This is a genomic window from Sphingobacterium thalpophilum (genome assembly GCF_038396785.1).
GTDB lineage: Bacteria > Bacteroidota > Bacteroidia > Sphingobacteriales > Sphingobacteriaceae > Sphingobacterium > Sphingobacterium thalpophilum_A.
On the sequence record NZ_CP151087.1, the window covers coordinates 5122016 to 5144898 of the forward strand.

27 protein-coding genes are annotated in these 22883 nt (G+C 37.6%); 15 read left to right on the plus strand and 12 right to left on the minus strand.

What is annotated here, in order from left to right; all coding sequences use genetic code 11:
• Window positions 1–13 precede the first annotated feature (13 nt).
• A complete protein-coding gene (locus tag AACH28_RS22675; RefSeq protein ID WP_341831577.1) occupies window positions 14–271 on the plus strand; it encodes a hypothetical protein in 258 nt (85 codons plus the stop codon).
• Here the strand turns inward: AACH28_RS22675 and AACH28_RS22680 are convergent.
• Complete coding sequence (locus AACH28_RS22680; protein ID WP_341831578.1) at window positions 251–1597, minus strand: IS5 family transposase; 1347 nt, start codon at window positions 1595–1597, stop codon at window positions 251–253. The two genes, AACH28_RS22675 and AACH28_RS22680, sit on opposite strands and share 21 nt — an antisense overlap.
• A 144-nt stretch (window positions 1598–1741) precedes the next feature.
• Here AACH28_RS22680 and AACH28_RS22685 point away from each other — a divergent pair, with 144 nt between their 5' ends.
• The 5 genes from AACH28_RS22685 (at window position 1742) to AACH28_RS22705 (ending at window position 4801) form a co-directional block, all read left to right on the plus strand.
• Window positions 1742–1909 carry a hypothetical protein gene (locus tag AACH28_RS22685; RefSeq protein WP_341831579.1) on the plus strand — a complete coding sequence of 56 codons (168 nt, stop codon included), beginning with the start codon at window positions 1742–1744 and terminating at the stop codon, window positions 1907–1909.
• A gap of 24 nt (window positions 1910–1933) precedes the next feature.
• Window positions 1934–2581, plus strand: a complete 648-nt coding sequence (locus tag AACH28_RS22690; RefSeq protein WP_341831580.1) for a TlpA family protein disulfide reductase — start codon at window positions 1934–1936, stop codon at window positions 2579–2581.
• 185 nt (window positions 2582–2766) lie between these two features.
• Window positions 2767–3462, plus strand: a complete 696-nt coding sequence (locus AACH28_RS22695) for a VIT family protein (RefSeq protein ID WP_341831581.1) — start codon at window positions 2767–2769, stop codon at window positions 3460–3462.
• A 35-nt stretch (window positions 3463–3497) separates the two neighbouring features.
• Entirely contained in the window at window positions 3498–4154 is a 657-nt protein-coding gene (locus AACH28_RS22700) for a type II CAAX endopeptidase family protein (RefSeq protein ID WP_341831582.1), read from the plus strand.
• Between the two features lie 215 nt (window positions 4155–4369).
• On the plus strand, window positions 4370–4801 hold the full coding sequence (locus AACH28_RS22705; RefSeq protein WP_341831583.1) for a hypothetical protein: 432 nt from the start codon (window positions 4370–4372) through the stop codon (window positions 4799–4801).
• 225 nt (window positions 4802–5026) lie between these two features.
• Here the strand turns inward: AACH28_RS22705 and AACH28_RS22710 are convergent, their stop codons facing one another.
• Both AACH28_RS22710 and AACH28_RS22715 read right to left on the minus strand, forming a co-directional pair.
• Entirely contained in the window at window positions 5027–5302 is a 276-nt protein-coding gene (locus AACH28_RS22710; RefSeq protein WP_341831584.1) for an NAD(P)-dependent oxidoreductase, read from the minus strand.
• Window positions 5303–5351: 49 nt separating this feature from the next.
• Window positions 5352–5510, minus strand: coding sequence for a hypothetical protein (locus AACH28_RS22715; RefSeq protein WP_341831585.1), 159 nt, complete (start codon window positions 5508–5510; stop codon window positions 5352–5354).
• Between the two features lie 124 nt (window positions 5511–5634).
• Here AACH28_RS22715 and AACH28_RS22720 point away from each other — a divergent pair, with 124 nt between their 5' ends.
• From AACH28_RS22720 to AACH28_RS22730, 3 genes are all read left to right on the plus strand, one after another.
• On the plus strand, window positions 5635–5955 hold the full coding sequence (locus AACH28_RS22720; protein ID WP_341831586.1) for a hypothetical protein: 321 nt from the start codon (window positions 5635–5637) through the stop codon (window positions 5953–5955).
• Between the two features lie 11 nt (window positions 5956–5966).
• Entirely contained in the window at window positions 5967–6845 is an 879-nt protein-coding gene (locus tag AACH28_RS22725) for an enolase C-terminal domain-like protein (protein WP_341831587.1), read from the plus strand.
• Between the two features lie 208 nt (window positions 6846–7053).
• Complete coding sequence (locus tag AACH28_RS22730; protein ID WP_153846473.1) at window positions 7054–7434, plus strand: YidH family protein; 381 nt, start codon at window positions 7054–7056, stop codon at window positions 7432–7434.
• A 342-nt stretch (window positions 7435–7776) separates the two neighbouring features.
• Here AACH28_RS22730 and AACH28_RS22735 read toward each other — a convergent pair whose 3' ends face one another.
• The 5 genes from AACH28_RS22735 to AACH28_RS22755 all read right to left on the minus strand — a co-directional run bounded on the left by AACH28_RS22735 (window position 7777) and on the right by AACH28_RS22755 (window position 10707).
• A complete protein-coding gene (locus tag AACH28_RS22735) occupies window positions 7777–8826 on the minus strand; it encodes a DKNYY domain-containing protein (protein ID WP_341831588.1) in 1050 nt (349 codons plus the stop codon).
• A 104-nt stretch (window positions 8827–8930) separates the two neighbouring features.
• On the minus strand, window positions 8931–9179 hold the full coding sequence (locus AACH28_RS22740) for a hypothetical protein (RefSeq protein WP_341831589.1): 249 nt from the start codon (window positions 9177–9179) through the stop codon (window positions 8931–8933).
• Window positions 9180–9331: 152 nt separating this feature from the next.
• A complete protein-coding gene (locus AACH28_RS22745) occupies window positions 9332–10012 on the minus strand; it encodes a hypothetical protein (protein WP_341831590.1) in 681 nt (226 codons plus the stop codon).
• Between the two features lie 123 nt (window positions 10013–10135).
• On the minus strand, window positions 10136–10498 hold the full coding sequence (locus tag AACH28_RS22750) for a VOC family protein (protein WP_205400694.1): 363 nt from the start codon (window positions 10496–10498) through the stop codon (window positions 10136–10138).
• Window positions 10499–10503: 5 nt separating this feature from the next.
• Entirely contained in the window at window positions 10504–10707 is a 204-nt protein-coding gene (locus AACH28_RS22755; protein WP_075993744.1) for an ArsR family transcriptional regulator, read from the minus strand.
• Between the two features lie 197 nt (window positions 10708–10904).
• Here AACH28_RS22755 and AACH28_RS22760 point away from each other — a divergent pair, with 197 nt between their 5' ends.
• Window positions 10905–12923 carry a hypothetical protein gene (locus AACH28_RS22760; protein ID WP_341831591.1) on the plus strand — a complete coding sequence of 673 codons (2019 nt, stop codon included), beginning with the start codon at window positions 10905–10907 and terminating at the stop codon, window positions 12921–12923.
• Window positions 12924–13023: 100 nt separating this feature from the next.
• Here AACH28_RS22760 and AACH28_RS22765 read toward each other — a convergent pair whose 3' ends face one another.
• Both AACH28_RS22765 and AACH28_RS22770 read right to left on the minus strand, forming a co-directional pair.
• Window positions 13024–13293: a hypothetical protein gene (locus tag AACH28_RS22765; protein WP_341831592.1), complete on the minus strand. Its 270-nt coding sequence runs from the start codon at window positions 13291–13293 to the stop codon at window positions 13024–13026.
• Window positions 13294–13354: 61 nt separating this feature from the next.
• Entirely contained in the window at window positions 13355–14281 is a 927-nt protein-coding gene (locus AACH28_RS22770) for a diacylglycerol kinase family protein (protein ID WP_341831593.1), read from the minus strand.
• A 33-nt stretch (window positions 14282–14314) separates the two neighbouring features.
• Between AACH28_RS22770 and surE the strand changes: the two genes are divergently transcribed.
• Complete coding sequence (surE, locus tag AACH28_RS22775) at window positions 14315–15049, plus strand: 5'/3'-nucleotidase SurE (protein WP_341831594.1); 735 nt, start codon at window positions 14315–14317, stop codon at window positions 15047–15049.
• Window positions 15050–15073: 24 nt separating this feature from the next.
• Entirely contained in the window at window positions 15074–16093 is a 1020-nt protein-coding gene (locus AACH28_RS22780) for an aldo/keto reductase (protein ID WP_341831595.1), read from the plus strand.
• Window positions 16094–16195: 102 nt separating this feature from the next.
• On the opposite strand, the gene AACH28_RS22785 is transcribed toward AACH28_RS22780, so the two are convergent.
• Together AACH28_RS22785 and AACH28_RS22790 are read right to left on the minus strand one after the other, a co-directional pair.
• Window positions 16196–17392: a GAF domain-containing sensor histidine kinase gene (locus AACH28_RS22785; RefSeq protein ID WP_341831596.1), complete on the minus strand. Its 1197-nt coding sequence runs from the start codon at window positions 17390–17392 to the stop codon at window positions 16196–16198.
• A gap of 38 nt (window positions 17393–17430) precedes the next feature.
• Window positions 17431–17610 (minus strand): lmo0937 family membrane protein, encoded by a 180-nt coding sequence (locus tag AACH28_RS22790; protein ID WP_075993737.1) that lies wholly within the window; start codon window positions 17608–17610, stop codon window positions 17431–17433.
• 211 nt (window positions 17611–17821) lie between these two features.
• Between AACH28_RS22790 and AACH28_RS22795 the strand changes: the two genes are divergently transcribed.
• The 3 genes from AACH28_RS22795 (at window position 17822) to AACH28_RS22805 (ending at window position 22629) form a co-directional block, all read left to right on the plus strand.
• Window positions 17822–18694 (plus strand): helix-turn-helix domain-containing protein, encoded by an 873-nt coding sequence (locus tag AACH28_RS22795; protein ID WP_341831597.1) that lies wholly within the window; start codon window positions 17822–17824, stop codon window positions 18692–18694.
• A gap of 124 nt (window positions 18695–18818) precedes the next feature.
• Window positions 18819–20039: a TCR/Tet family MFS transporter gene (locus AACH28_RS22800; RefSeq protein ID WP_341831598.1), complete on the plus strand. Its 1221-nt coding sequence runs from the start codon at window positions 18819–18821 to the stop codon at window positions 20037–20039.
• Window positions 20040–20241: 202 nt separating this feature from the next.
• Window positions 20242–22629, plus strand: coding sequence for a TonB-dependent receptor (locus tag AACH28_RS22805; RefSeq protein WP_341831599.1), 2388 nt, complete (start codon window positions 20242–20244; stop codon window positions 22627–22629).
• The last annotated feature ends 254 nt before the right edge of the window (window positions 22630–22883 follow it).

The following is a 22883-nucleotide window of genomic DNA, read 5'->3' on the forward strand; positions in this document are numbered from 1 at the left end:
AACTAATACGCATATGATGATAGTAAAAAAAATATTTCTTTTTTTATTTTTCTTACCTCTTGCTTGCCTAGCTCAGCAAAAAAAAGGAAAGCTTTTCGAAATTCAATTTGATCTTTCAGGATTTTCTAATGGTTCAAAGTTTGAACTGAGCAGCTTTCAGAATGACAGTCAGTCTTATTCAGGTGTACTTACGGATGGGAAATGTACGATAAAAGGAACTTTGCTGGAACCAACCTTATATAGTCGTTCCTTAACAAAACCCACTATTTAATTTATATTTAAAAACAGGATTAGAAAACAGCATAATTTGTATCTTATAAAATAAGAAAATAATTTTCTGTTTCAGTAGTTCCATCATTTTCTTCATGTTCCAAGCGGTTGCAGCTAGTAATGCATTGATTTGTGGTCCCGTTTCTCCCATGAAGTAATTTTTTGCCAGCCTAAAATCGGTTTTTAAATGTCCGATGATAGGTTCTATTGCCGCTCTGGTTCTAAATTTTTTGCGCTTTGTCTGCTTTTGATAAGCAGTGTCTTTTTTTCTTGGAGTGCTTGGGATGGAGATTTTCACGCCCTTTATTTCTGATTTTCCTCTGCCACCTCTATCGTAAAGGAGTTCTTTTGGGAGCTTTTGACCACCGGTTTCCATCTGTTCCAAAAGTGGTTCTATGGTGTGACCATCGTAAGGAGTTTGCAAAAATGCTTTAATCCCGAGAATGATTTTCTTGCCTTTGTTGGCGGTGGTTATCAAACCTACCTTATTCCCAAATTCATACTGACTATGCGCTTTTCCTTTGGCAATACATCGGGTAAAAGGCTTGTGAATGCTGTAAATTTTATCGGCATCGTTTCTTTTTTGTGTGACAACCTTGGTGTACAATGTCATTAAATCTTTATAAAATTCTTGCTGTTCTGAATTAAAATTCCGTTGCAATTCACGAATCAGTCTCATGGCGATGGTTTTGAGCTGTCTTTGAGATTTCCTTGCCGCTTTTGCCCGCTTGGGATGTTTTCCGTTGTAGGTGTTGCGCACCATTTGTTTGCTGACTTTTGTGTAGCGTTGTCTTTGTTTTATGCCTTCATTTCCGGCTATTTTGTTGCAATAATCAATCACTTTTTTGCACAATTTTGCATCGGTAGGAAAAGAGGTATTATTCTCCTGAACGGTAGTATCGGACAAAACAAAATTTGAGGTGTTCGTCTTGGCATCGTGCATTCTTACGCTGTAGGCAAAGATTTTTTCGATACCTTTTTCGCCAATTCTTTTTCGGAAATGAACAAAATTACTCGGGTCACAAGGAAATTCGTGTTCAAAGAAAACCCTGCCACAAAAATGCTGCATATAAGGATTCATGATCCAGGCTTTTTCCAACGTCTCATCGCCCAAATTATACAAATGTTTCAGTAGCAAACAACCCACCATAAACCGAATCGGATGGCTCGGATTGCCCACTTTGGAATACAAGGGCGAAAATTCTTTCTCAAAATAATTCCAATCTATTTTTTCTGAAAGTAGAACAAGTTCATGCTCGTGGTCAATAAAATCCACCAACATTGGGCGAAATAATTCTGGCTTCTTTTCTGGATTTTTCCCCAACATATTTGCAAGGTTTTAAAGCTCTAAGATACAAATTCTTGCAATAAAAAACAAGCTATTTTAAACCCAAAATACTAATAATCAGTAAATTATAGGTGGTTTAAGGAGAGACTATATATACTAACTGCAAAACCCAATTTGAGGACCGTGATTTGGATTGAGCCTGCACGTATGAAGATTTTGGGCGATAGCCTGAGTTTTTCAAATATCGAAGTGCTGAATTCTAGATCACAAGCTGAGGCCATTCCGATGAATAAACAGCTGGATCCCATGTGGAAAAAAGCCGCTGCACTAGATAAGGAGATAGAGGTTTAAACTGATTCAGTTAAACAGACTGAGTTGAGAATTGCATCGGATCACTATTATCGGTCCATAAGACAATTAAGAATCGATAATATTTTTAATAAACAACCTTCTTATCCGCTTATGCAGGAACTCTATTTCCTAAGAACATCATTAACAAGAGATTCCTTACAGTTAGCTTATGGTAGATTTCCGGAGAATATTAAAAATAGTAGGACTGGACGCTTTTTAAATGAATTTATTCAAGCAAAAGAACTTAGAAAGGGGGACCTGGCACCATCCTTTATTGCACAAGACCTTAATAATAATGATCTAAAATTAGTTGATTTTAGAGGAAAGATTGTTGTGCTCGATTTTTGGGCTGCCTGGTGCGTTCCATGCAGACAAAGTAACAAAAAGCTACCGATGCTGTATGCTAAATATAAAAAACTAGGATTAGAGATTATATCCTTTAATCTAGATACGAATAGGGAGATCTGGAAAAAAGCTGCCGTTGAAGATAACATATCCTGGATTAATGTTGGCGATCAGCAAGCACTACACAGTAAAACCGCCATCACCTATCGGGTACAGGGGTTACCAAAAGTTTATATCATTGACCGAAATGGGATTATCCTTGAAACTGGAGGATCTGGAGTTGACCTTGAACGTGTCTTAAAAGAAAACCTAGCACCTTCTCTTTAAGCTCCTGAGTAGAATAAAGTTTGCGAAATGTTGAAAGGTAATGGTTAAAAGGGATAACCACAATTGAAAAAAATCAGGATGGCATTGTAGGTAATTTGATAGGTTGTTGACTTACAGTGATATCAGTGTAGCTTTAAATAAATATAATTGCTAAATTTAAGTATCTTTCACAAACACATACTGATATGCACCATCCATTAGAAAAACACTATGTCAACCGGGTTGGGTGGCTTCGCGCTGCTGTGTTAGGTGCCAACGATGGCTTATTATCGACGACGAGTATTGTGATTGGAGTTGCAGCGGCGAGCCCTGAACGCAATACCATTGTCTTGGCAGCATTAGCGGGCATGATTGCGGGAGCAATGTCTATGGCAGCAGGAGAATATGTTTCCGTAAGCTCGCAGGAAGATACCGAAAAGGCCGATCTCCTACGTGAGAAAAAGGAACTTGAAGAAATGCCTGAAATCGAGCTACAGGAATTAGCCAAAGTTTATGAAAGAAGAGGCGTCAGTCAAGAAACCGCCTTACAGGTTGCACGTGAACTAACGGCACATGATGCATTGGGCGCCCATGCACATGACGAATTGGGTATCAACGAGATTACACAAGCTAAACCTCTACAAGCTGCACTGGCATCTCTAGGCTCATTTGCCCTTGGAGCGCTACTGCCATTTGGCGTTTCTTTGCTTGCACCAATTAAGCAGATGGTCTATCTGCAGTATGGTTTTACGATTATTTTTTTAATGGTTCTTGGAGCGATTGCGGCCAAGACTGGAGGCTCGAGTATCGGAGTTGCAGTAGGCAGAATATGTTTCTGGGGGACAATAGCAATGGGAGTGACCGCGTTAATAGGACACTTCTTTGGTGTTACGGTTGCTTAAATTTCTGAAATAATACGCATTTCATAACTGAACCAATGAAAAGGAAAGCATTTTCATTAATTCAGGATATCGGGTTCATCCTATTTCTTGTCGTATTTCCACATGCTGTGCCATTACCTTTTTATTCCTATGCAGTCGTTTGTTTTCTAGCAATTTTTCTTGTTTTAAGAAGAAAAGGCAAGACATTGAGGGATTTGGGAATAGATAAGAAAAACCTTTCTTCGCATGCTATTCTTTTAGGAATTCTCTCTGCATTAGCCTGTGTAATATTTATGCAGATAATATATATTCCAGTTATCAAACATTTATTTAATGTTCCCGATTATACGGAGTATAATTTTATCCGGAGTAGTATAGCAAGATTGATCATGACAATTTTTGCAGCTTGGATTATTGGTGGATTTTATGAGGAAGTTGTGTTTCGGGGCTATATCCAGAATATACTCGAAAAAAGATTGTTTAGAGGAAAGGGACGTTGGTTGCCTATCGTGATAACCAGTATTCTTTTCGGTCTCTATCATCTGCAGCAAGATATATTTGCTGTTATAGCTGCTTGTTTGGGAGGATTGTACTGGGGTATTTTATATAAAAAATGGAATAATAATCTTTGGGTTTCAATCATTTCACATGCGCTATTCGATATGATTACCCTTATCCTAATCTATACTGGGAAATTTGGAAAACTTATATAGATTTTGTTGTTTTTTGAGACTTGTTTCATATGCTTTGTAAGCTCAGACAAGAATCTGGCGGTAGAAAAACAGCCGACTAAATATGGCAAAAGTATTACCCTTATTTATTGATAGTGGACGAATATTAAGGAGATCAAAGCGATAATTATATTATGTGGGAGATTCCTTTTGCTTTTAACTATTTTGGTGTATTAAATCAATTTTTTATAATTAGTATGAAAATCAATCTATCACAGCGTACACTCATTTTTTATGGTATCTTGGCGCCCTTTATTATTTTCGGATCACTCTATAATCTTTTGGGAATTATCTCAGGTACAAGTACGGTTATTTCTTTTGGGGCCTTTGCTCTCTTTGGATTTGTTCTTTTACCCGCCTTACTTGTTTCCACCTATCGGCAAAACCGTTGTACGCTATTCAGTGACCGGATAAGCATTGGAAAAAAAGAATATGTTTTCGATAGTTACGCAGTTTCTATTGTTGAAAAGTATCTACCGCTAAAGGAAAGGCCACTTTTTTCATTATTTAGAACACAATATGCTAATTTAATTATTCGGGAAAAATCAAGTGGACAAATCGTGCTCAACAAAGATTTAGCTATTTCCTTGCAAGCAATAAATAAAATGAAGGCGTTTTTATCGGTGTAGATCAATAACTAAAGTGCCGTCTTGCTGTTTTATGGAAGTTGATTGAGAAGAAATTCGAAAGTATACTGCGGAGTGTAACCAAGTAATATCATAAATATCAAGAGGTTGGGCTATAAGTTCCTCTGTAACCCACACCGCTTTTTCCGCATCAACAAGTGCATTGCCATATATGGAGGTTGTAGAGGTAAAAAGAAAACGCTTTATTCCGTTCTTTACACAGGCATTTTACAGATTTAATGTGCCTGTTATATTGGTATCTATAAAACTTTGCCGGCTATAATTCAAATCCATATGTCTACCATGCAGCGCTGCAGCATGGATAATGGCTTCATAACCACGTGTGAATTCAGTAACTGACTCGGCTCGTTTTACATCTAATAATTGGTCAGTGGTATCGCTTTCCAATAAATCAACTCCCGTAACATCATGTCCAGCCCGACGTAGATTCTGAACTGTTACACTTCCCAATTTTCCCGAAGATCCTGTTACCAATATGCGCATGTATACAAAATAAAGGAAAATTTAAGATCTAGGTATTTATATGCAAATTTTATATGGTATTGACATAAGGTAATAAGGCAACCGAACCAGTAAAGACGATCACACAGTAATTGTACACGACAGGGACATGTAGAGAAAAATGATACAGATTGTACAGCAATTGATACGCCTTGTCAATAAATACAAACGCGTATGTAGTAACTTTCATATGGATATTTATAAACTAATTATGAAGCTTTGGTTAGGTGGCTAGTTATGCCTATGCTGGTGTAAAGGAAAAAACTAGAAACAAGTCTATCCTGACGGTATCGGATAATTGAAATAAATCAACTATGAAAAGAAGAACATTTATTCAGGCGCTGAATTTTGGCATTGCCTCAGCTACGTTGTATAAAGGTTATGCAAATGAAATTTTATTTTCCTCTGATGCTGAACTAGGAAACAAGGAACTGTCGTATCACAAGATAAAAGATATCAGATTTTCTACCGTAAAGATGAATTATCCGAGGCTTGTGGGCAAAAATGCTCGTCTCGACCTACATGGTTATGGACCTGATGTGGAAATAGGTGTTATAAGGACAGATCAGGAGCAATGGGCTGGGCCTCACTCCGTGGCTCAAGACGTGAAGCTGAACAAATTTCGGGAGAATTAATAGGCAAGAAAATGTCAGCTCTTTTTTCTCCCAAAGTCGGTACACTGCTGCAGACACATATTCCCTTTGATATGGCTCTTCATGATCTCGCAGGAGTCATTTTAAATAAACCTGTTTATGAAATACTTGGACGAAAAGATCCGATCATAACAGATTATTATAGTGGTATGATTTATTTCGATGACTTAGAACCAGCAGATAGGCCATCAGGAATTGAACGTATTCTTGAGGAATGCCAATATGATTATGAAGTGGGGTACAGGCAATTCAAGTTAAAAATTGGAAGGGGGCATAAATGGATGCCTTTTTCCAAAGGACTTCAACGGGATATTGAGGTTACAAAAGCAGTGGCAGAGGCATTTCCCGACTGCAGAATTTTAGTTGATGGAAATAACGGTTTTACATCAGACCAATTTATTCAGTATTTAAAAGGTATCCCAATGGTAAATCTCTTTTGGATAGAAGAACCTTTTCATGAAACGGTGATGGATTATCAAAAGCTAAGGGACTTTTTAAAATCGGAAGGCATAAATACCTTGCTGGCGGATGGTGAAGCAGATCCTGATCAGAACTTGCTGAGAACCTTATTTGAAAAGAAACTGCTGGATGTTCACCTTACGGATATTGAAGGCCTTGGATTTACGAATTGGAGAAACTTAATGCCAAAGTTAATACAACTCGGAGCCCAAGCATCTCCACATGCTTGGGGATCGCTTCTCAAGAGCTACTATACAGCGCATTTAGCCGGAGGGCTCGGAAATACCGTAACCATTGAAGGGGTTACAAGTACATCTGATGATGTGGATTTGTCGGGATATCTGGTCAAAGATGGGAAACTTATTCCTTCCTCATCTGCGGGGTTCGGTATGCCATTAATAAAAAAGATCTGAAAGAAGAGACATTAAAATATTTTTCAAACTTTTCAACGTTCTACAGCGTTTAATGAAGAACAAACAAAATGATTTCTTAACCTTAAAAAATTGACTAACCTGTGAACGAAATGAGCTAAAGCATAGTCACAGCTGTAAAAAGTTGTTTAAGGGCAAGGAATGGGTTTTATAATTCTTTTAACGTAGTTGTTGATCAAAATTATTTCGAATGTCTAAAAATGCTCCACAAAAGGTAAATGACCATCTTGCTAATGAACGAACTTTCCTTGCTTGGATACGGACAAGCCTAGGGATTATGGGATTCGGTTTTGTGGTTGTTAAGTTTTCACTATTTATTCGTCAGATTGAGCTCATTTTAAAAAAAGATGTAGTTGCAGGTTCCCAGCATGAACATTCTGGTGCTGTTGGCGTTTCCATTGTGGTCATTGGTGCATTGACGGTTATTGTCGCTTTCTTTAAATATCGTAAAACGAACAAACAAATCGAAGAAGAAAACTTTACTCAAACTTCAAATAGCATCACAATTGTGGCCGTATTAATTTTTGTCATAGGTATTATTCTGAGTTGGTATCTTATCGATGGTCTTTAAGGAGAAAGCGTTAGATCTAGTTCGCGCTGGAATGATTATCCAAGCTAACTAGATCTAAATTGTCGTGCATTGGCTATTTATAATACTGGCAAAATATATTATTGCTGTGTACACTGTACCACGGTGATTTGATTTGTTGTGCTACGTTTTTCTAAAAACTGTCGTAGGGCGATCATCAGAAAGGCGAGAACCTGAATATCAACGCATGTTTGATGTATTGCGCCTAAAATCTGACTAGCTGTATTTAAATAATTTGCAAGTTGAAAATTTCAATCGATAAGTTCCCCTGGACAAGCTTTTTTTGAATACAAAAAGTAGGTTTAGCTGTCAAAAGAAAGCTGATTAGATTTTATTTCCTGTAAGACCGCTGAATTTATTGCCTCGATTGTCTTTATAAAAATCACCGTCCTTCTTAAAACTATGCGCATCTACTCCTTCAAGCAGCTGTTTTTGATAAAAGACATTTTTTGCATCTTTTCCGAAATCGTGACCTAAAGGTATAAACGTTTTCATATCGGCATTTGGAATTATTTCCTGATTATAATACACATTATTCTTGTCTTTTGAATAGGAGTTGCTTCCATACACATCATTCTTTTCATCAATCGGGAATAACGCAAAGGAAGGAGCATCTACCTGTTCATATCTGAAGCTTTTTCCCCTAAATAGGATCGTTTTGTTGTCAACACTAATATGATCCTGATCAAGTACACGAATTTTATCAATGGTCTTAAAGGACCTCGTTATGACATCTGATCCCTGCTGAAATGGTGGGTAATAAATTGTATTGCCAATTCTTATGTAATATTTGTTTATGGCTTCAATGTTTCCGGAGTTAGCAACAACTGCTTTAAAGGCACCTATATTCGGAGAGACATAAACTGAATCTTTATCCATTAAAAAATAGTCATTGACGAACGAAAAGGTTTTCCGATCTGTCTTTATCATGTCATTACTGTAGAAGTAATGGTCCTTGTCGCGTGCCCAGTTTATATGATCCTTTACGAGCTCATATGTTTTTGGATCTGCTCCCTGGATGATATTAAAGCCTAGGGCTTGATCGATATAATAGACATGAAAACGATCTTTTGGAATCTGATTGTCGACATAAAAGGAATTCTTGTCCACGAGTTTTTGAGTCGTGCCACGAAAATATACCGCATTTTTGTCTTTAGCTATATCTTCTGACAAAACCTCAAATGATTTTGCATCAGCCTGCATTTGTGAAATGCCCAAGCTAAACCAATTTCCATTCTGACAATAAGCTATCTGCCCTTTTGAATCGATGAAGTAAGAACCGGATTTTTGTTTATCAACAGGTTTGCCAATATTTCGACAAGAAATAAAAAAGCAAAGTAAAATACAAGCCAGAAAAAAAGTGTATTTTTTCATTTTTGCATTGCATATAATCCTAGATTTATTATTTATTATACCCATCTATATAAATTTACAACGACAAAATTAAAAAAACGAATTTTCCGTTTTCCGTTCCCTTATTAAGGCAATTGCATAAAACTGGCACCAATGACTTTTAGTGTGTTGTCAATGCGTTTCCATACCCTAAAATATCTAAATTTTCCTTCTAATGGTGTTCCCATTACCTTGCCTTTTGCGACAAACCAATCATTGATGTCCTTTCCGTCAAACAAGGATTTCCAGCCATTATTATCGCCCTGACCTTTCATTCCTGCGCATCCTGTAAAAATAAGACCGATAGCTACTATTGAATAGATAATTCTTCGCATTGAAGTGATATTTGGTTTAAAATTGGATAGCAAGATACGATATATTCCATTAAACTTTACAGTCTAAGAAATATCGTGGACAGCCGTAGCTCATTGCCGTTAAGCGCTGGCTAGATCATAATAAGACAATTTAAACGACGAATCAGTATATATTAAGCAAGTTTCGCTTCTCTTGTTAATTTACTTTTGTCAAGGTATAGTTCACTACTGAACAGGTCTGTCAATACTTTTTCAATCTCGATTTTATTGCATGTGGTAGGGTTTCGTCTCGATTTTAAATAATTTTCCGCTGTCATTTTTTTTGCCAGTTGTCCTACCGTCTGCAAGTCAAGCACCTTACCGGTTTTGTGTGCAATCCAAAGCGAAGTATGCGAAAACACCAGGCCCGTTAGTCCAATTGGCCAATTAAAGTAAATACCAGCTAAGGAAGCAACATAAAAAATCGCGAGTATTAGCGTTAGCCAGAAAGGGGGGCGTAGGATGTCAAGTTTAAAGCCTAAATGTCTTTCGAGTTTTTTTACCCTTAACCGCCGACTATGTTTTGGGAAAATGTCCGTAAGTACAGTGTTTACCGTGATCGTTTTAGAATCGATTTGAGCTGTCGAAGCTATTGCTTCACGTAGCTTATAAAAAGCCTGTTGATTTGTACAGTCGCTTGAATGATCAAGTTGGATCTTATTTGTGATATGATCGCATAGCTCACCAAAAGTTGAGACATGCATAAGTTCTGTGCCCCTAAACTTAATGTCAAATGATTTTTCGACTTTAACGAGTACATCGCCAATATCGTCTGGGTCTATATTTTGAAGTTCACAGTCTGTCATCGCATTCATAGTATGAATTCGTTAAGTTATACGAATATACTTAAATGTTCATTTGCATAGTCATGGTATCTGCCTGAAAAAAAATAAAACCCTGTTTATGAATATAAAACGTTCAGTTGGAATGTCTACTCATTAAACTTTAGTTGATTTGGAATAATCTGTTATTCCAAGTTTGTTTCCGAATGGATCATTAAATTCAACCGCTAAACCCGTCATGATCTCAAATGGCTCGCTTAGAAATACGACTCCCTTTTCCTTTAAATATTCACATGTAGTTTTCACATCGTCAACAGTAAACCAAATAGTCGGTTTGGTATGTTGTACTGTACTAAGAATGATTGCAGGTTCATTTTTGCCTATTTTGAACGCAATCATTCCCTTATCCGAAAAATCGAATTTAGTTTCAAGACCAAGTTGATTTCCATAAAATTCCTTGGCGCTCTCCAGGTCCTCTGCTGGTAGAAAGAAATTGTCGTAATCTAAGAGTAAGTTCATGATGGTTACGCTTTAATTTGTGATAAGTCAACACCAAATGCTGTCAATTGGGATTCTCCGAGTTCGGTAATATAGAGGTCTTTATCGCTGGGATCTTTTTTTGCTAGCCAGCCTTTTGCTATTAACGCCTCCAATAAGAGTTGGCCGAGTTTTCCGCCGATATGTTCGTAACATAATTTTGCGGACTTTACTTTATCGTAGTTTTTCATTTTTGTTTTTTTTACGTTGGGCTTAACTTTTGATTTATAATTCCTTGGCTATAAAATTATGAAAATGAAAAGGGCTGCAAAATGATCAAAATCATCTAATCAAGTGGCTATCTGACACAATGTAGCGTGTTATTCTTTCAGTTTAAAAAAACAAAATGTAGCTAAATTTGGTATCTAAATTAGGGATTTTATGATTTATGAAAAAAGAACAGGATAAAGAGCAGCAGGTAAGCAGTTTGTTTATACGATATAAAACTCAATTGGAAGACTCGTCTTATGTAAGCGTCGATTTTTTGGTTCTACTAGTGGATATCATTCGTCCCAAGCATACCAATCTGCTCTATAAGATCGATATTCAATTTTTGCTGGACTATCTCCATGCCGCACCTAAGGAGCTGGAAAGCTTTCAGCTTTATTTAAAAAGAATTCTGGCTAGTAAAGATTTTGATCAATTGATTTCAGATACAGGAATTATCAGCTATGCGGATTTTTTTTACGAACTTAAAAAAAGGATCGCCGAGCGATACTTACCTTTTCAGCCATCCAAGTCTACTTTGCAATATATATTAAATCAGGTTTTTTATAAACCTCGTGATGCTGATTGGATTGCTACGGTTTCGCAAGAGCAGGTCGATGAACTCTTTCGTTTATGTGGATTCGAAACAATTTATGATGATGAAACTGGTTTTGGAATGATCGAAATATTGTATGGGTTGGAACTGTTGGTTCAACGCATTACGGGGCGTGCAATGGAAACGGATGTAAATAAGATGGTACCTGAGTTTCAAAATTTTGATAGTCCATTTATAGCCATTATGCGGGAATTCACCGAATTGAATGATCGTATTTTGCAGTCGGACAATAAGTTTATCTCTTCGGATGATCTGACTTATAAACAAATTTTGGTACTTCATAAGCAATGCGAATCGTATATTGAAACTGCCTTCGATAATTCACATCGTTTCGGAATTTCCATAAAGGTTAATCAATCACTTTTGCGCATGCGGCAACAACTTGAAAGGATCCGAGAAATCTTGCTTTTTTTAGTGATTGATCATCCGGAAGAAAAAAAGGAAAAGACGATTGCACTGGCAATGACACTTATTGGATACAATTCCCGAAAAAGCAATATTCGCAAATTGGTTGGGCAGAGTACACAGCTTTTAGCCTACGAGATTACGCATCATACTGCACAAACTGGAGAACATTATATTACTTCAAGTTGGCAGGAATATTGGAAAATGTTCCGTTCTGCCTGCGGTGGCGGCCTCATTGTGGGCGTAATGTGCATCGTTAAATTATTATTAGGTAAGGTACACAGCAGTGAGTTTGGTCATGCATTTTTATATAGCCTGAATTATGCTGTTGGCTTTACGTTAATTTATCTCTTTGGTGCTACCTTAGCCACCAAACAACCTGCAATGACAGCTTCAGCATTGGTCAACGCAATTGAGCAGAGGATTGCCGAACAGGGGACCAACAAGCATCGGTATTGGATATTTGCTGAATTATTTGCACGATTATTTCGGTCTCAGTTTATTGCTTTTGTTGGTAATGTTTTGATGGCTTTTCCGATGAGTCTTTTTCTTGTTTGGGCGATTCAACAATTGTTTCAGGTCAATATTGCGAGTGCCAAGTGGTTGCATCTGGTCAATGACCTCAATCCGATAAAGACGCCCTTGATCTTGCATGCCTCTATTGCAGGTGTTTTTTTATTTCTTTCTGGAATTATTGCCGGCAGTATTTCAAATCGGGACAAGCATAACTCGGTATATTATCGTATTCAGGAACACCCCATGTTGAAAAAAATATTTGGACAAGCAAAAACAAACAAGATAGCTTCGTTTTATGAAAAAAAATGGGCAGGAATTGTGTCTAACGTGTGGTTCGGGATCTTTATGGGTTCAACAGCTTCCATTGGACTTTTTTTAGGTTTAAATCTTGATATTAGGCATATTACATTTGCTAGTGGAAATTTGGCCCTGGGCTTATTCGGTCATGGGATGGAGCTCTCTACCGACATATGGGTTTGGGGCATTCTAGGAATTGGAATTATAGGGTTCTTTAATTTTATGGTCAGCTTTTCGCTATCCTTGATGTTAGCCTTCCGGTCGCGAAATTTATCGTCAAAAGAATTGATTAAAATGGGAAAGGCTGTTTGGATCTATTTTAAAATAAATCCAAAACTGTTTTTCTTCCCACCTCGAAAAGGTTAAGGGACTTAATATTATGGTTGCCCGCGATGTTTCGATGCCGAGAGGTATATGCCCCCACGGAAACGCCCCACGTAAAGATATAGGGTCATTTTGCTATGATCTAAACATTGATGTCACCAGAAAGGTCGGGTTTGTCTTTGTCATCTTTTTCTTTCTGTTCGGCCTGTGCTTCCTCCTTGTTATGGGTGCGATCGTCTTTGAGACCAGATAGATTGGTGTTACGGCCCTCTTCTTCTTCTTCTTTAGATGCCTTCTCTTCCTCTGACTCGGACAAGTCTGGGCTTGGCTCACGTGGATCCGGATTTGGGATAGCAGTCATGAGAAGAACCACCATACCTAGTTTATTATTTATGTTTTTTGATCTGTTCATTTTAACGCGTTTTTTAAAAGAGAACATTTTTCGAACCATTATCGTTGGCTGAAATCGTATCTTATTTATTGCCTGTGATAATTTCAACTATACCATGCAGCAAGGTAAGCTTCAATTGTTGGCCAAAGTAACTCTTGCGCTCATCATCGATGTGTATTTCTTTGCCTTCCCATTCCATTGCTAATCGACTCGTCCGGATAGGTATTATTTTAAATTCGACGTTTGTTCCATTCAATAGTCCATCGATATAGTTTATAAGTTCCTGACGTTGATCGACAGTGACAATGATGATATCAAACTGTCCATCACCAGGATCAGCATCAGCAGCAAGCACTAGCCTCGGTCCGATGCTTGGTATATTCATGATCTCAACCAGTATGCACTCTTTTTCATAGTTATTTCCAGCTACTGTAAGTCTCAGTGTGGTAGCGGGAAATGTTTCCACCAGTTTGCGGAGCTGTCTTAGTGCAGTTTTGATTTCATCTTCTGCACTAAGATCTTCCGTTTTTTTTTTATCCATTTTTTTTATTAGTGTAGGAAATACCCCAAAACCGATAGATTCAATAAAATATAGAGGTTTTTTTTCTAATCCTATGACCATCCCTACATCGAATTTTTTAAGTAGAGCGTCTCTCCAAAGACCAATAGCTTTTTCACAGTCGAGAGGAATACCGAGAGAAATAGCAATATTGTTTGCAGTGCCTTGTGGTAATATGGCGATCGGCCTCTTAAATCTTAGTTTTTTTTCCAATAGCCCCATAATGGTCATTCTTATGGTGCCATCACCGCCGGCCAAGGCGATGATATCCGTCTGTGGGTCGATCTTTTTGACAGCATCTTTTTTTGTTACTACGGTGCAATTGTGGCCAAGATCTTCAATCAATTGACATAGTTGGTCTTTGTCTCCATTCGAGTCATCTCCAGCAGCAGGATTGTGTACTAACCTGATATTTTTGCCCTGTTCTTTCATAACAGCAGAACAAAGCATGCTTGAGATTGGTTTTCATAGAAAAGGACAGTTATGAATATACTTATCACCAATGACGATGGTATCTATTCACCGGGGATTGCGGCACTGGCACAGACGGCGAGAGAGTTTGGAACGGTAAAGATTGTGGCACCCGATGTTGAGCAGTCGTCAATGGGTCACGCTATAACGCATTCCCGGCCCTTAAGCTATCGGCGTGCGCCTGTTACTTTTGCAAATATTGATGCCTTTAGGGTCAATGGAACGCCGGCAGATTGTGTGGCCTTGGGTTTACATATGTTTCCAGATACGCAGGTTGTGCTTTCAGGTATTAATATGGGACCAAACCTAGGCAATTCAATATGGCACTCAGGAACATTGGCTGCGGCAAAGCAGGCAACATTGCTCGGGATTACGGGTATTGCATTGAGTACACCTGTTGGAAAGACAGAACCTGATTTTGAAGGGCTATCTCGGTGGACAATCGAGGTGCTCAAGATATTACTGAAAAATAAGGGCCCTGCTCTTTATAATGTGAATTTTCCGCCTAAACCTCAAGGGCTTTCCTGGACAAGACAATCAGTACGTTTATATGATGGCCGTGTGGTGCCTGGAGAGGATCCTATGGCAAGGAAAAACTATTGGATCACAGTAGTGCCATTAGAACCTGCTGAAAAGGGTACTGATCGCTGGGCAGTAGAACACAATTTGGTTTCTATTACCCCCTTACGTCTTGACCTGACTGCACATGATGAACTTGCGGCCAGGCAGACAAGCGAACATAAATAATAGCGAGTAATAAAACACTATAAGATGGTAACAACCGAAAATTTAATACAAAAGAAAAGATTCCGTCCCGCCAACAAAGCTGGATTTGGCGGAGTGGCATTGGGAAATGGATTTCAGCACAACTCAGATGTCGAATGCTTAAAGGCAGTCGAAGCCGCCTGGAATGCAGGGATACGATTGTTTGACACCTCGCCATGGTATGGTTTGGGTATCAGCGAACGTAGGATGGGCTTATTTTTAAAAGATCAGCCTCGAGAAAGTTTTACGCTGTCAACAAAAGTAGGCCGATTAATGTTGCCACGGGAGGATTTTAAAATGGAGCAATCGTTATGGAAAGGAAAATTAAATTTTGCTTACCAATATGATTATAGCGCTTCAGGAGTGAGAAGAAGTATCGAAGATAGTCTACAGCGCTTGGGATTATCTTACATTGATGTGGTATTTATTCATGATCTTTCACCTGACAATGGAGATATGAAAGACAGCTATACACATTATTTTGAGCAAGCTATTCACGGAGCAATGCCCGAATTGACTAAGATGCGAGAAGAGGGAGTTATTAAAGGTTGGGGACTGGGAGTTAATACCATTGCGCCTATCTTACAGACATTGGAAGTTGCCGATCCAGATATTTTTCTCTCAGCCTGCCAGTATTCATTGATTAAACATGACGATGAACTGAATCAGATTTTCCCGAAAGTTGCTGAAAGAGATATTTCCATTATTGTAGGAGCGCCATTATGTGCTGGATTTTTATCGGGTAAAGATCGTTATCTCTATGATGGGAAGTTTCCTGCCGGTGTTAAAGAAAAGCTAAATGCTTTGCAACAGGTCGCGAAAAATCATGCTGTGGATCTCCGTACAGCAGCATTGCAATTTGCAGCCGCTCCCGAAACAGTGTCCGGTGTTATACCCGGAGCACATACCGCTGAGCAGGCCGTGCAAAATGCACATTCCTTTGAGGCCAAGATTCCCGCCGACTTTTGGAAAGAGTTAAAACATGATAAACTTATTGAAGAACACGCACCGGTACCCAATACCTAAGATACCTGATAAGATTAAGGGTGTGATTAGCGCACCCTTTTTCTCTTGAATAAAGTATCTCAGCGAAAACTAATGCTCGTTGAAATCATTGTCCATACTTTATTATTGAACAACTGTAGTTGAATTTATGGGGATCATTAGTTTAAACGTAATTTTATTGTCTTTTAAATTTACGACTATTTTTCCCTTATGAATTTTTACTATTTCACTCACAATAAATAATCCTAATCCGAGCCCATTACTATTGACTCCTTTTACGAAAGGCTTAAATAGATCTGTAAGATCTGAATATTGAGGATAGGCGACCTCATTTGTAACACTAAAAATGAAATTTTCTTTTTGAATGCATGCATTTATTTCGATATTTTCATGAGGATTACCATGTTTTATAGCATTTCCAATTAAATTAGCGAAAGCCCGCCCCATTTTCTGATGATCACAAGGTACATCAACTGGAAGGTTGATGTTGGCGATTAGTGCCCTATTGTGTAATACTTCAAATTCCGATAAGATTTGCTTAATCAATGAATCCATGCGGTAATGATCATTAATTCTAATTAGCCTGTCTTGAAGACGGATACTACTGAAATCTAAAATATCATCTATCACACCTTTTACCCGTGATGAAGCCTCTTCTATTTTCTTTATTAATTTTTTTTGACTTTCATCTTTAATGTTTGCGCCAAGATATTGCGAAATCACTTTTACGATGCTGACAGGATTATTTAAGTCATGGGCCAAAGACGATAAAACGAGTTCTCTGTTTTTGGAATAACTAAGTTCCTGTTCTAATTTTTTTCTCGTATTTCTACGTTCAATTGCAGTTTTAAAATCTATTGCAATCAAATCACTGCAAACAGGGAGCAACGTCTCCAATTTAATTGGGTCGAAGTGTACGGGTTCCGCATTCATGAAACTCAAGTGTCCAACAATAGAATTATTTTTGTTAATAATCGGATAAGAGATATAGCTTTTTAAACCGAATTCATGAAGAACTTGTGTCCATTCGTCGACAGAACATTGCTCGCTATCGTCAATGTAAATAGGTGAGAAACCTTTCCTTATTTCCTGATATATTTTAACGTAGTTTTCACTGTTTTTATTGACGATCTTCTGAGAGTGATAGTCATAAACGCACCAATTCCCCCATTTACGGCCAATTTTCCTACGTATCATGCCATACCTCATTTTCGTGTGGCCACATAAAGCCTCCAAAATTCTTTGACAGGAGTCGAAGTCGCTCTTCTTCGTATACCTATCGTACCATTGATTTTGATTTAATTGGTTTGGGATTGTCATTTTTATTGCCGGTCTATTTGTTTACGAATAGCTTTGACTTATTGTTGAGGTTGGTGCACTTTAGAATTACTAATACCCTTTATTGCGCGAAATATAAATGCTATAGCTGCAATGATTAAAAGAATATGAATAAAATCTTCTGTTATGAATCCGCCCACAAAAGTAACTGCCCAAACAATCATTACGCTAATAGCTACCGAATATAATAGGTCTTCCATATAATATTATTCTTTATTGAAGAACAATATCTAAATAGAATCGTTTCGTAATTTTGTAACTTGATAAGAAAACTTATAAAAAAAGCCGTTTTACATTAGTATAACGGCTTTTTATTCAATTTCTACGACTTAGGACGTTGATTCCCTTGGGAAAATGGTAAAAGTGATGAAAAACACATGTTATGCTGTTTTTTTTTAACGACATTTGAACATGGCCCTATTAATAACTTTGGATAATGTCTATCAATTGTATAATCTTGACCTTTCAAAAAAGACGGAAGGCATAGTTATTCTTAGTCAACGACATGGCCCTGGGAAGAAGTATACAAGTCATAGCCGCATATTTGATGGTTTATTATTAGGTTTTATGGTACAGGGATCTATGAAATCTCAAATCCATTTCTTAGAATATGAAGTAAACAAAGGGGACATTGCTATTTTGCAGCCACAAGTGATGATCGACACAAAATCATTGAGTGAAGATGCTGAAATTATAACAATCGGTCTTTCATTGGATTTCATTACAGAATTTCCTGTTCTACGGGAGTTTGTCATGAACAATCAAATAAGATGGCAGCCAGTTATTAGACTTCAATCGGAAGAAATTAAACTCCAAAATGAATTATTGACCCTTATACAAAACTTCTACCATAAAAAAGCAAGTCCCAATAAGACACAAATGCTACGGCATCTCGTCATGGTGCTTGTTAGTATGATTTCTGAAGTCTATTCTAAATTACCAAATAACAAAAATTTGGTGAAAAGCCGTACGCATGAGATTATCGATGAATTTTATCTGCTTGTTTCAACGTATGCCGGGCAACAAAGAAGTGTTGTATTTTACGCTGAAAAACTACATTTAACACCTCAATATCTTTCAACTTTCCTCAAACAGAAAACTGGAAGATCTGCATTACAATGGATTGATCATATCACAATTCTACATGCTAAAACATTATTAAAATCTTCTAATTTATCAATCAAAGAAATCAGTAATGAACTTCATTTTGAAGAAACAAGCGTCTTTTGCAGATACTTCAAACGAATTGTTGGTTTGTCACCAACAACTTATCGAAACGTGTGATAGATGGTATTCGTTTAACTATCGAAGGCATTTACAGATTTTCAAGTAGAATTAGCTTTCAAATGGTACGTAAACACCATTAAATTGTCAATAGCTCCTTTTCCCGTCTGTTTAATTTTACGGCATGAAAAATACAGGAAAAAAAGCAGCTATCGGGTTTATATTTATTACCCTGTTGATTGATATTACAGGTTGGGGCATTATTCTTCCAGTTGTTCCTAAACTCATTGCAGAACTTATTCATGGAGACCTTAGCGAAGCAGCAAAATATGGAGGATGGCTCGGCTTTGCTTATGCTGTTACACAATTTATATGTGCGCCTATAGTGGGCAATCTCAGTGATAAATATGGTAGACGCCCAATTATCTTAATTTCTCTTTTTGGATTTGCCATCGACTATATATTATTAGCATTGGCGCCATCTATCAGTTGGCTCTTTTTGGGAAGAATCATTGCTGGGCTGACTGGGGCTAGTATTTCAACCGCTAGTGCATACATCGCTGATATATCCACGGATGAAGATAGAACCAAAAATTTTGGTTTAATAGGCGCAGCTTTTGGTATGGGGTTTATCTTGGGCCCGGTAATCGGTGGTTTACTTGGATATTACGGCGCTCGAGTACCCTTTTATGCCGCCGCTTTATTATGCCTAGTAAATTTTCTCTATGGGTGGTTTTTCCTGCCGGAAAGTTTAGATAAGGATAAACGACGACCATTTGATTGGAAACGTGCGAATCCTATTGGAACATTTAATTTTCTGAAAAAACAATCGAAAATAGCGCGCCTTGTTGTTGCCTTGATTTTGGTCTATATCGCTCTTCACGCCGTGCAGAGTAATTGGTATTTCTTTACCATGTATAAGTTTAGTTGGACAGAACGGACGGTTGGCTTATCACTTGGGTTGCTCGGATTATTGCTTGGATTAGTACAGGGGTTTTTAATAAGATGGGTAAACCCTAAATTAGGCGACGAGAAAAGTGTATATTTTGGATTACTCTTTTATGCGATCGGTCTTATGCTATTCGCATTCGCTAGTGAAGGATGGATGATGTTTGTTTTCCTTATCCCATATTCTTTCGGCGGAATCTGTGGACCCGCACTGCAATCCATTATTAGCAAGAGTATTCCTTTAAATGAACAAGGTGAACTTCAGGGAGTGTTGGCAAGTTTGGTAAGTGCAACATCTATTATTGGACCTCCTGTAATGACAAACTCATTCTACTATTTTACACAGGATAAAGCGCTATTTCAATTTTCGGGAGTGCCATTTTTTCTGGGATCCATTTTAATTTGCATGAGTGGAATCATTATATATTTTGTTTTTCAACGAAATAGTAAACATTAAGAAATGGGGATAACGCTTGCGAGTTGTAATCGAGAAATTGTTTCTTGTGTCGATAATGGGCTCATATTCTAAATTTTTAGCTTTAAGTATTTCCTAACTTTACTATATTTGCTGTTAATGATAATTAGTCTAAATAGTAATTATATCTTTTTCAGAACATGCTTTCCCAGATAGAAAGGTTTGGAAATAGACAGATATCAATATGCGGACAGGACGAGTGATTTTTTTAATACCTTCAACACGTGAAAACAACAACAGATCTTGGTTTATTACCCAAAAAACAACATTGGCGAGCAGTCTATTGGTTTTAAGTTTTTCCATAATTCCAGCAATAAGTTTTTCAAGGGAAAGACCGATTGCTGTTAAGAAAAATGGTAATGATCAAGAATCGGGGACAATTAAGGGCAAGGTGAAAAATTCAGAAGGGAAAGGTTTGTCCAATGTGTATATCAATATTGACGGTATAAATAGCACCAAGACTGATCATGAAGGGAATTTTATTTTTTCAAAGATTCCTAAAGGAATTCACTCCATGACCGTAAAGCATATTGGTTTTCAAGAAATCAAATCGCAGATCGCACTGGAACGGGAAACCCTGGAGCTTCCAGACTTTGTCATGGAGCAAACAAGTAATCATTTGAATGAAGTTGTCGTAACGGCGAGCCGACTGGCTGAAAGTATTGACGAAGTGCCATCATCAATTACCTATATCGGAGGTAAGACCTTAGAAGATCAACGTCTGATAAATGACAACCTACCCAATATTTTAATGCAGAAAGTGCCCAGTATCTCTCCCAGTGAGGAAAGCCAAAACAATTTTATTGCTAAAATACGTGGTCGGAATTTTTTGGTACTTATTGATGGAATTCCTCAATCGACTCCATTAAGAAATGGTGGAAGAGATATGAAGACGATAGACGCTAGCGCAATTGACCATATTGAGGTCATCAATGGTGCTTCTGCAATGTATGGAAATGGCGCGGCTGGTGGTATAATTAATTACATAACAAAAAAGCCAAAGACAGATAGGAGTTTTCATTCTTCAACCTCTTTAAATAATTCCCTAAGCTTGGTCAGACCAGATGAAACATACGGGTATAATTTGGCACAAGTATTTTCTGGATCGAAAGACAAGTTTGATTATGTTGTGCAAGGAAAGATTGCGCGAACAGGTGTCGTACGTAGCTCCGATGGTACCATTGTAAGTCCATTCTATGGCCTGGGCGAGACAAAAAGTTATAATGCCTTAGCGAAGATTGGTTATCAGATTAACGATAATCATCGTATCGAACTTATGGGGAACTATTATAGAAGTGTTCAGGATAGTAAATATGTTGGCACTAAGGGGGAGTTTGGCAGTAAACCTGCTATAGGGATACCTTCAGATAGAGTGATTAACGGTGGGACACCTTACAATAAAGCTTTTCATGTAAAGTATGATGGTAACTTTGGTAGAACCTCAGCAAATATGAGTCTGTATTATGAAGATATGAACACGGTATTTGAAAGCTACAACCAAACATATTCTGATCATAAGGGAGCCAGACTAAATTTTAGTACGCCCTTTAATCTATCCAACAGCAATAAGGTAACTTTAATTTATGGAGTAGATCTTTTAAAGGATCACACGGTTCAAAAAACGTTGAGCGATGGATTAGTGACACCCGATATGAACATGAAAAGTGGTGCCTTATACCTTCAAAGTAAGTTTAACCTGGCTGAATATTGGATCTTAAAAGGTGGTGTGCGATACGAAAACTTGGATTTCAAGGTAGGAGATCTAACAAAAGCAGGGAAAGTCACTCCTGGAGATAAGAGCAACTCAAACGCATTTGTATTCAACTTGGCAGGAAGGTATAATAAATTAAAATACCTGCAGCCCTTTGTATCATTTTCACAAGGGTATTCTATCGGCGATGTAGGACTTGTATTACGGAATGGAGTACCTTTGAGTCAAATTGATCCGAAGCCTGTAGTTGTCAATAATTTTGAGTTGGGGCTAAATGGAACCTATGCTATGTTAAGTTACCAATTGACAGGGTACTATAGCTCTTCCAAGAAAGGCAATACTTTCGCAGAAACTTCAACGCCAGGTAATTATGAACTGATTCAGGTGCCTCAACGTATTTATGGTTTGGAATTTGTAGTCGATGTAACCCCTGTTGAATGGTTGAAGTTTGGTACTATACTCGGGTATATGGATGGTAGACAAGATTTGAAAAATGAGGGAAAATATAAGGATAAATTGGATAATTCCATTATTTCACCTTTTAAAGTAAATATCAATGCAGATTTCAAATTGACAGATCGGTGGAATGTCTATCTGCAGTATTTACATTTGGGGAAACGGGATGTGTTTCAACCTTCTGAATATAATTATGGCAAATATCCGATTTCGGGCTATGGTCTGATGGATTTCCAGACACGCTATAAATTAAAGAATCTAGCTTTCATTTTTTCAGTTAATAATATCCTAAATAATGATTACTTCCCGCTGCACGCGGAGGTGAGAGGAGCCACCAATGAAGGCCGTTATTATGTAAAAGGAAGCGGGACAATAGCAAATTTAGGTATTCAATTGGATCTGTAATTATTTATCGTAATTTCTATATTGCAACTGGAATAAAATTCAAAAAATAGAATTGATTCGAAGGTATTATAAGCTGCTCCCATTAGACGTATAAGAATTGGATTCATCTGTGTTAGATGATGTGTATGAGTTTTCAGTTTTTGTTACTAGATTAGCATAACTGAATCATCGATTCGATATTAATATTAATTTCTCTGACCATTTGCCACATGAAAGGGTGTTTTTCAAGGATTATATACCATGGATTTTTTAAC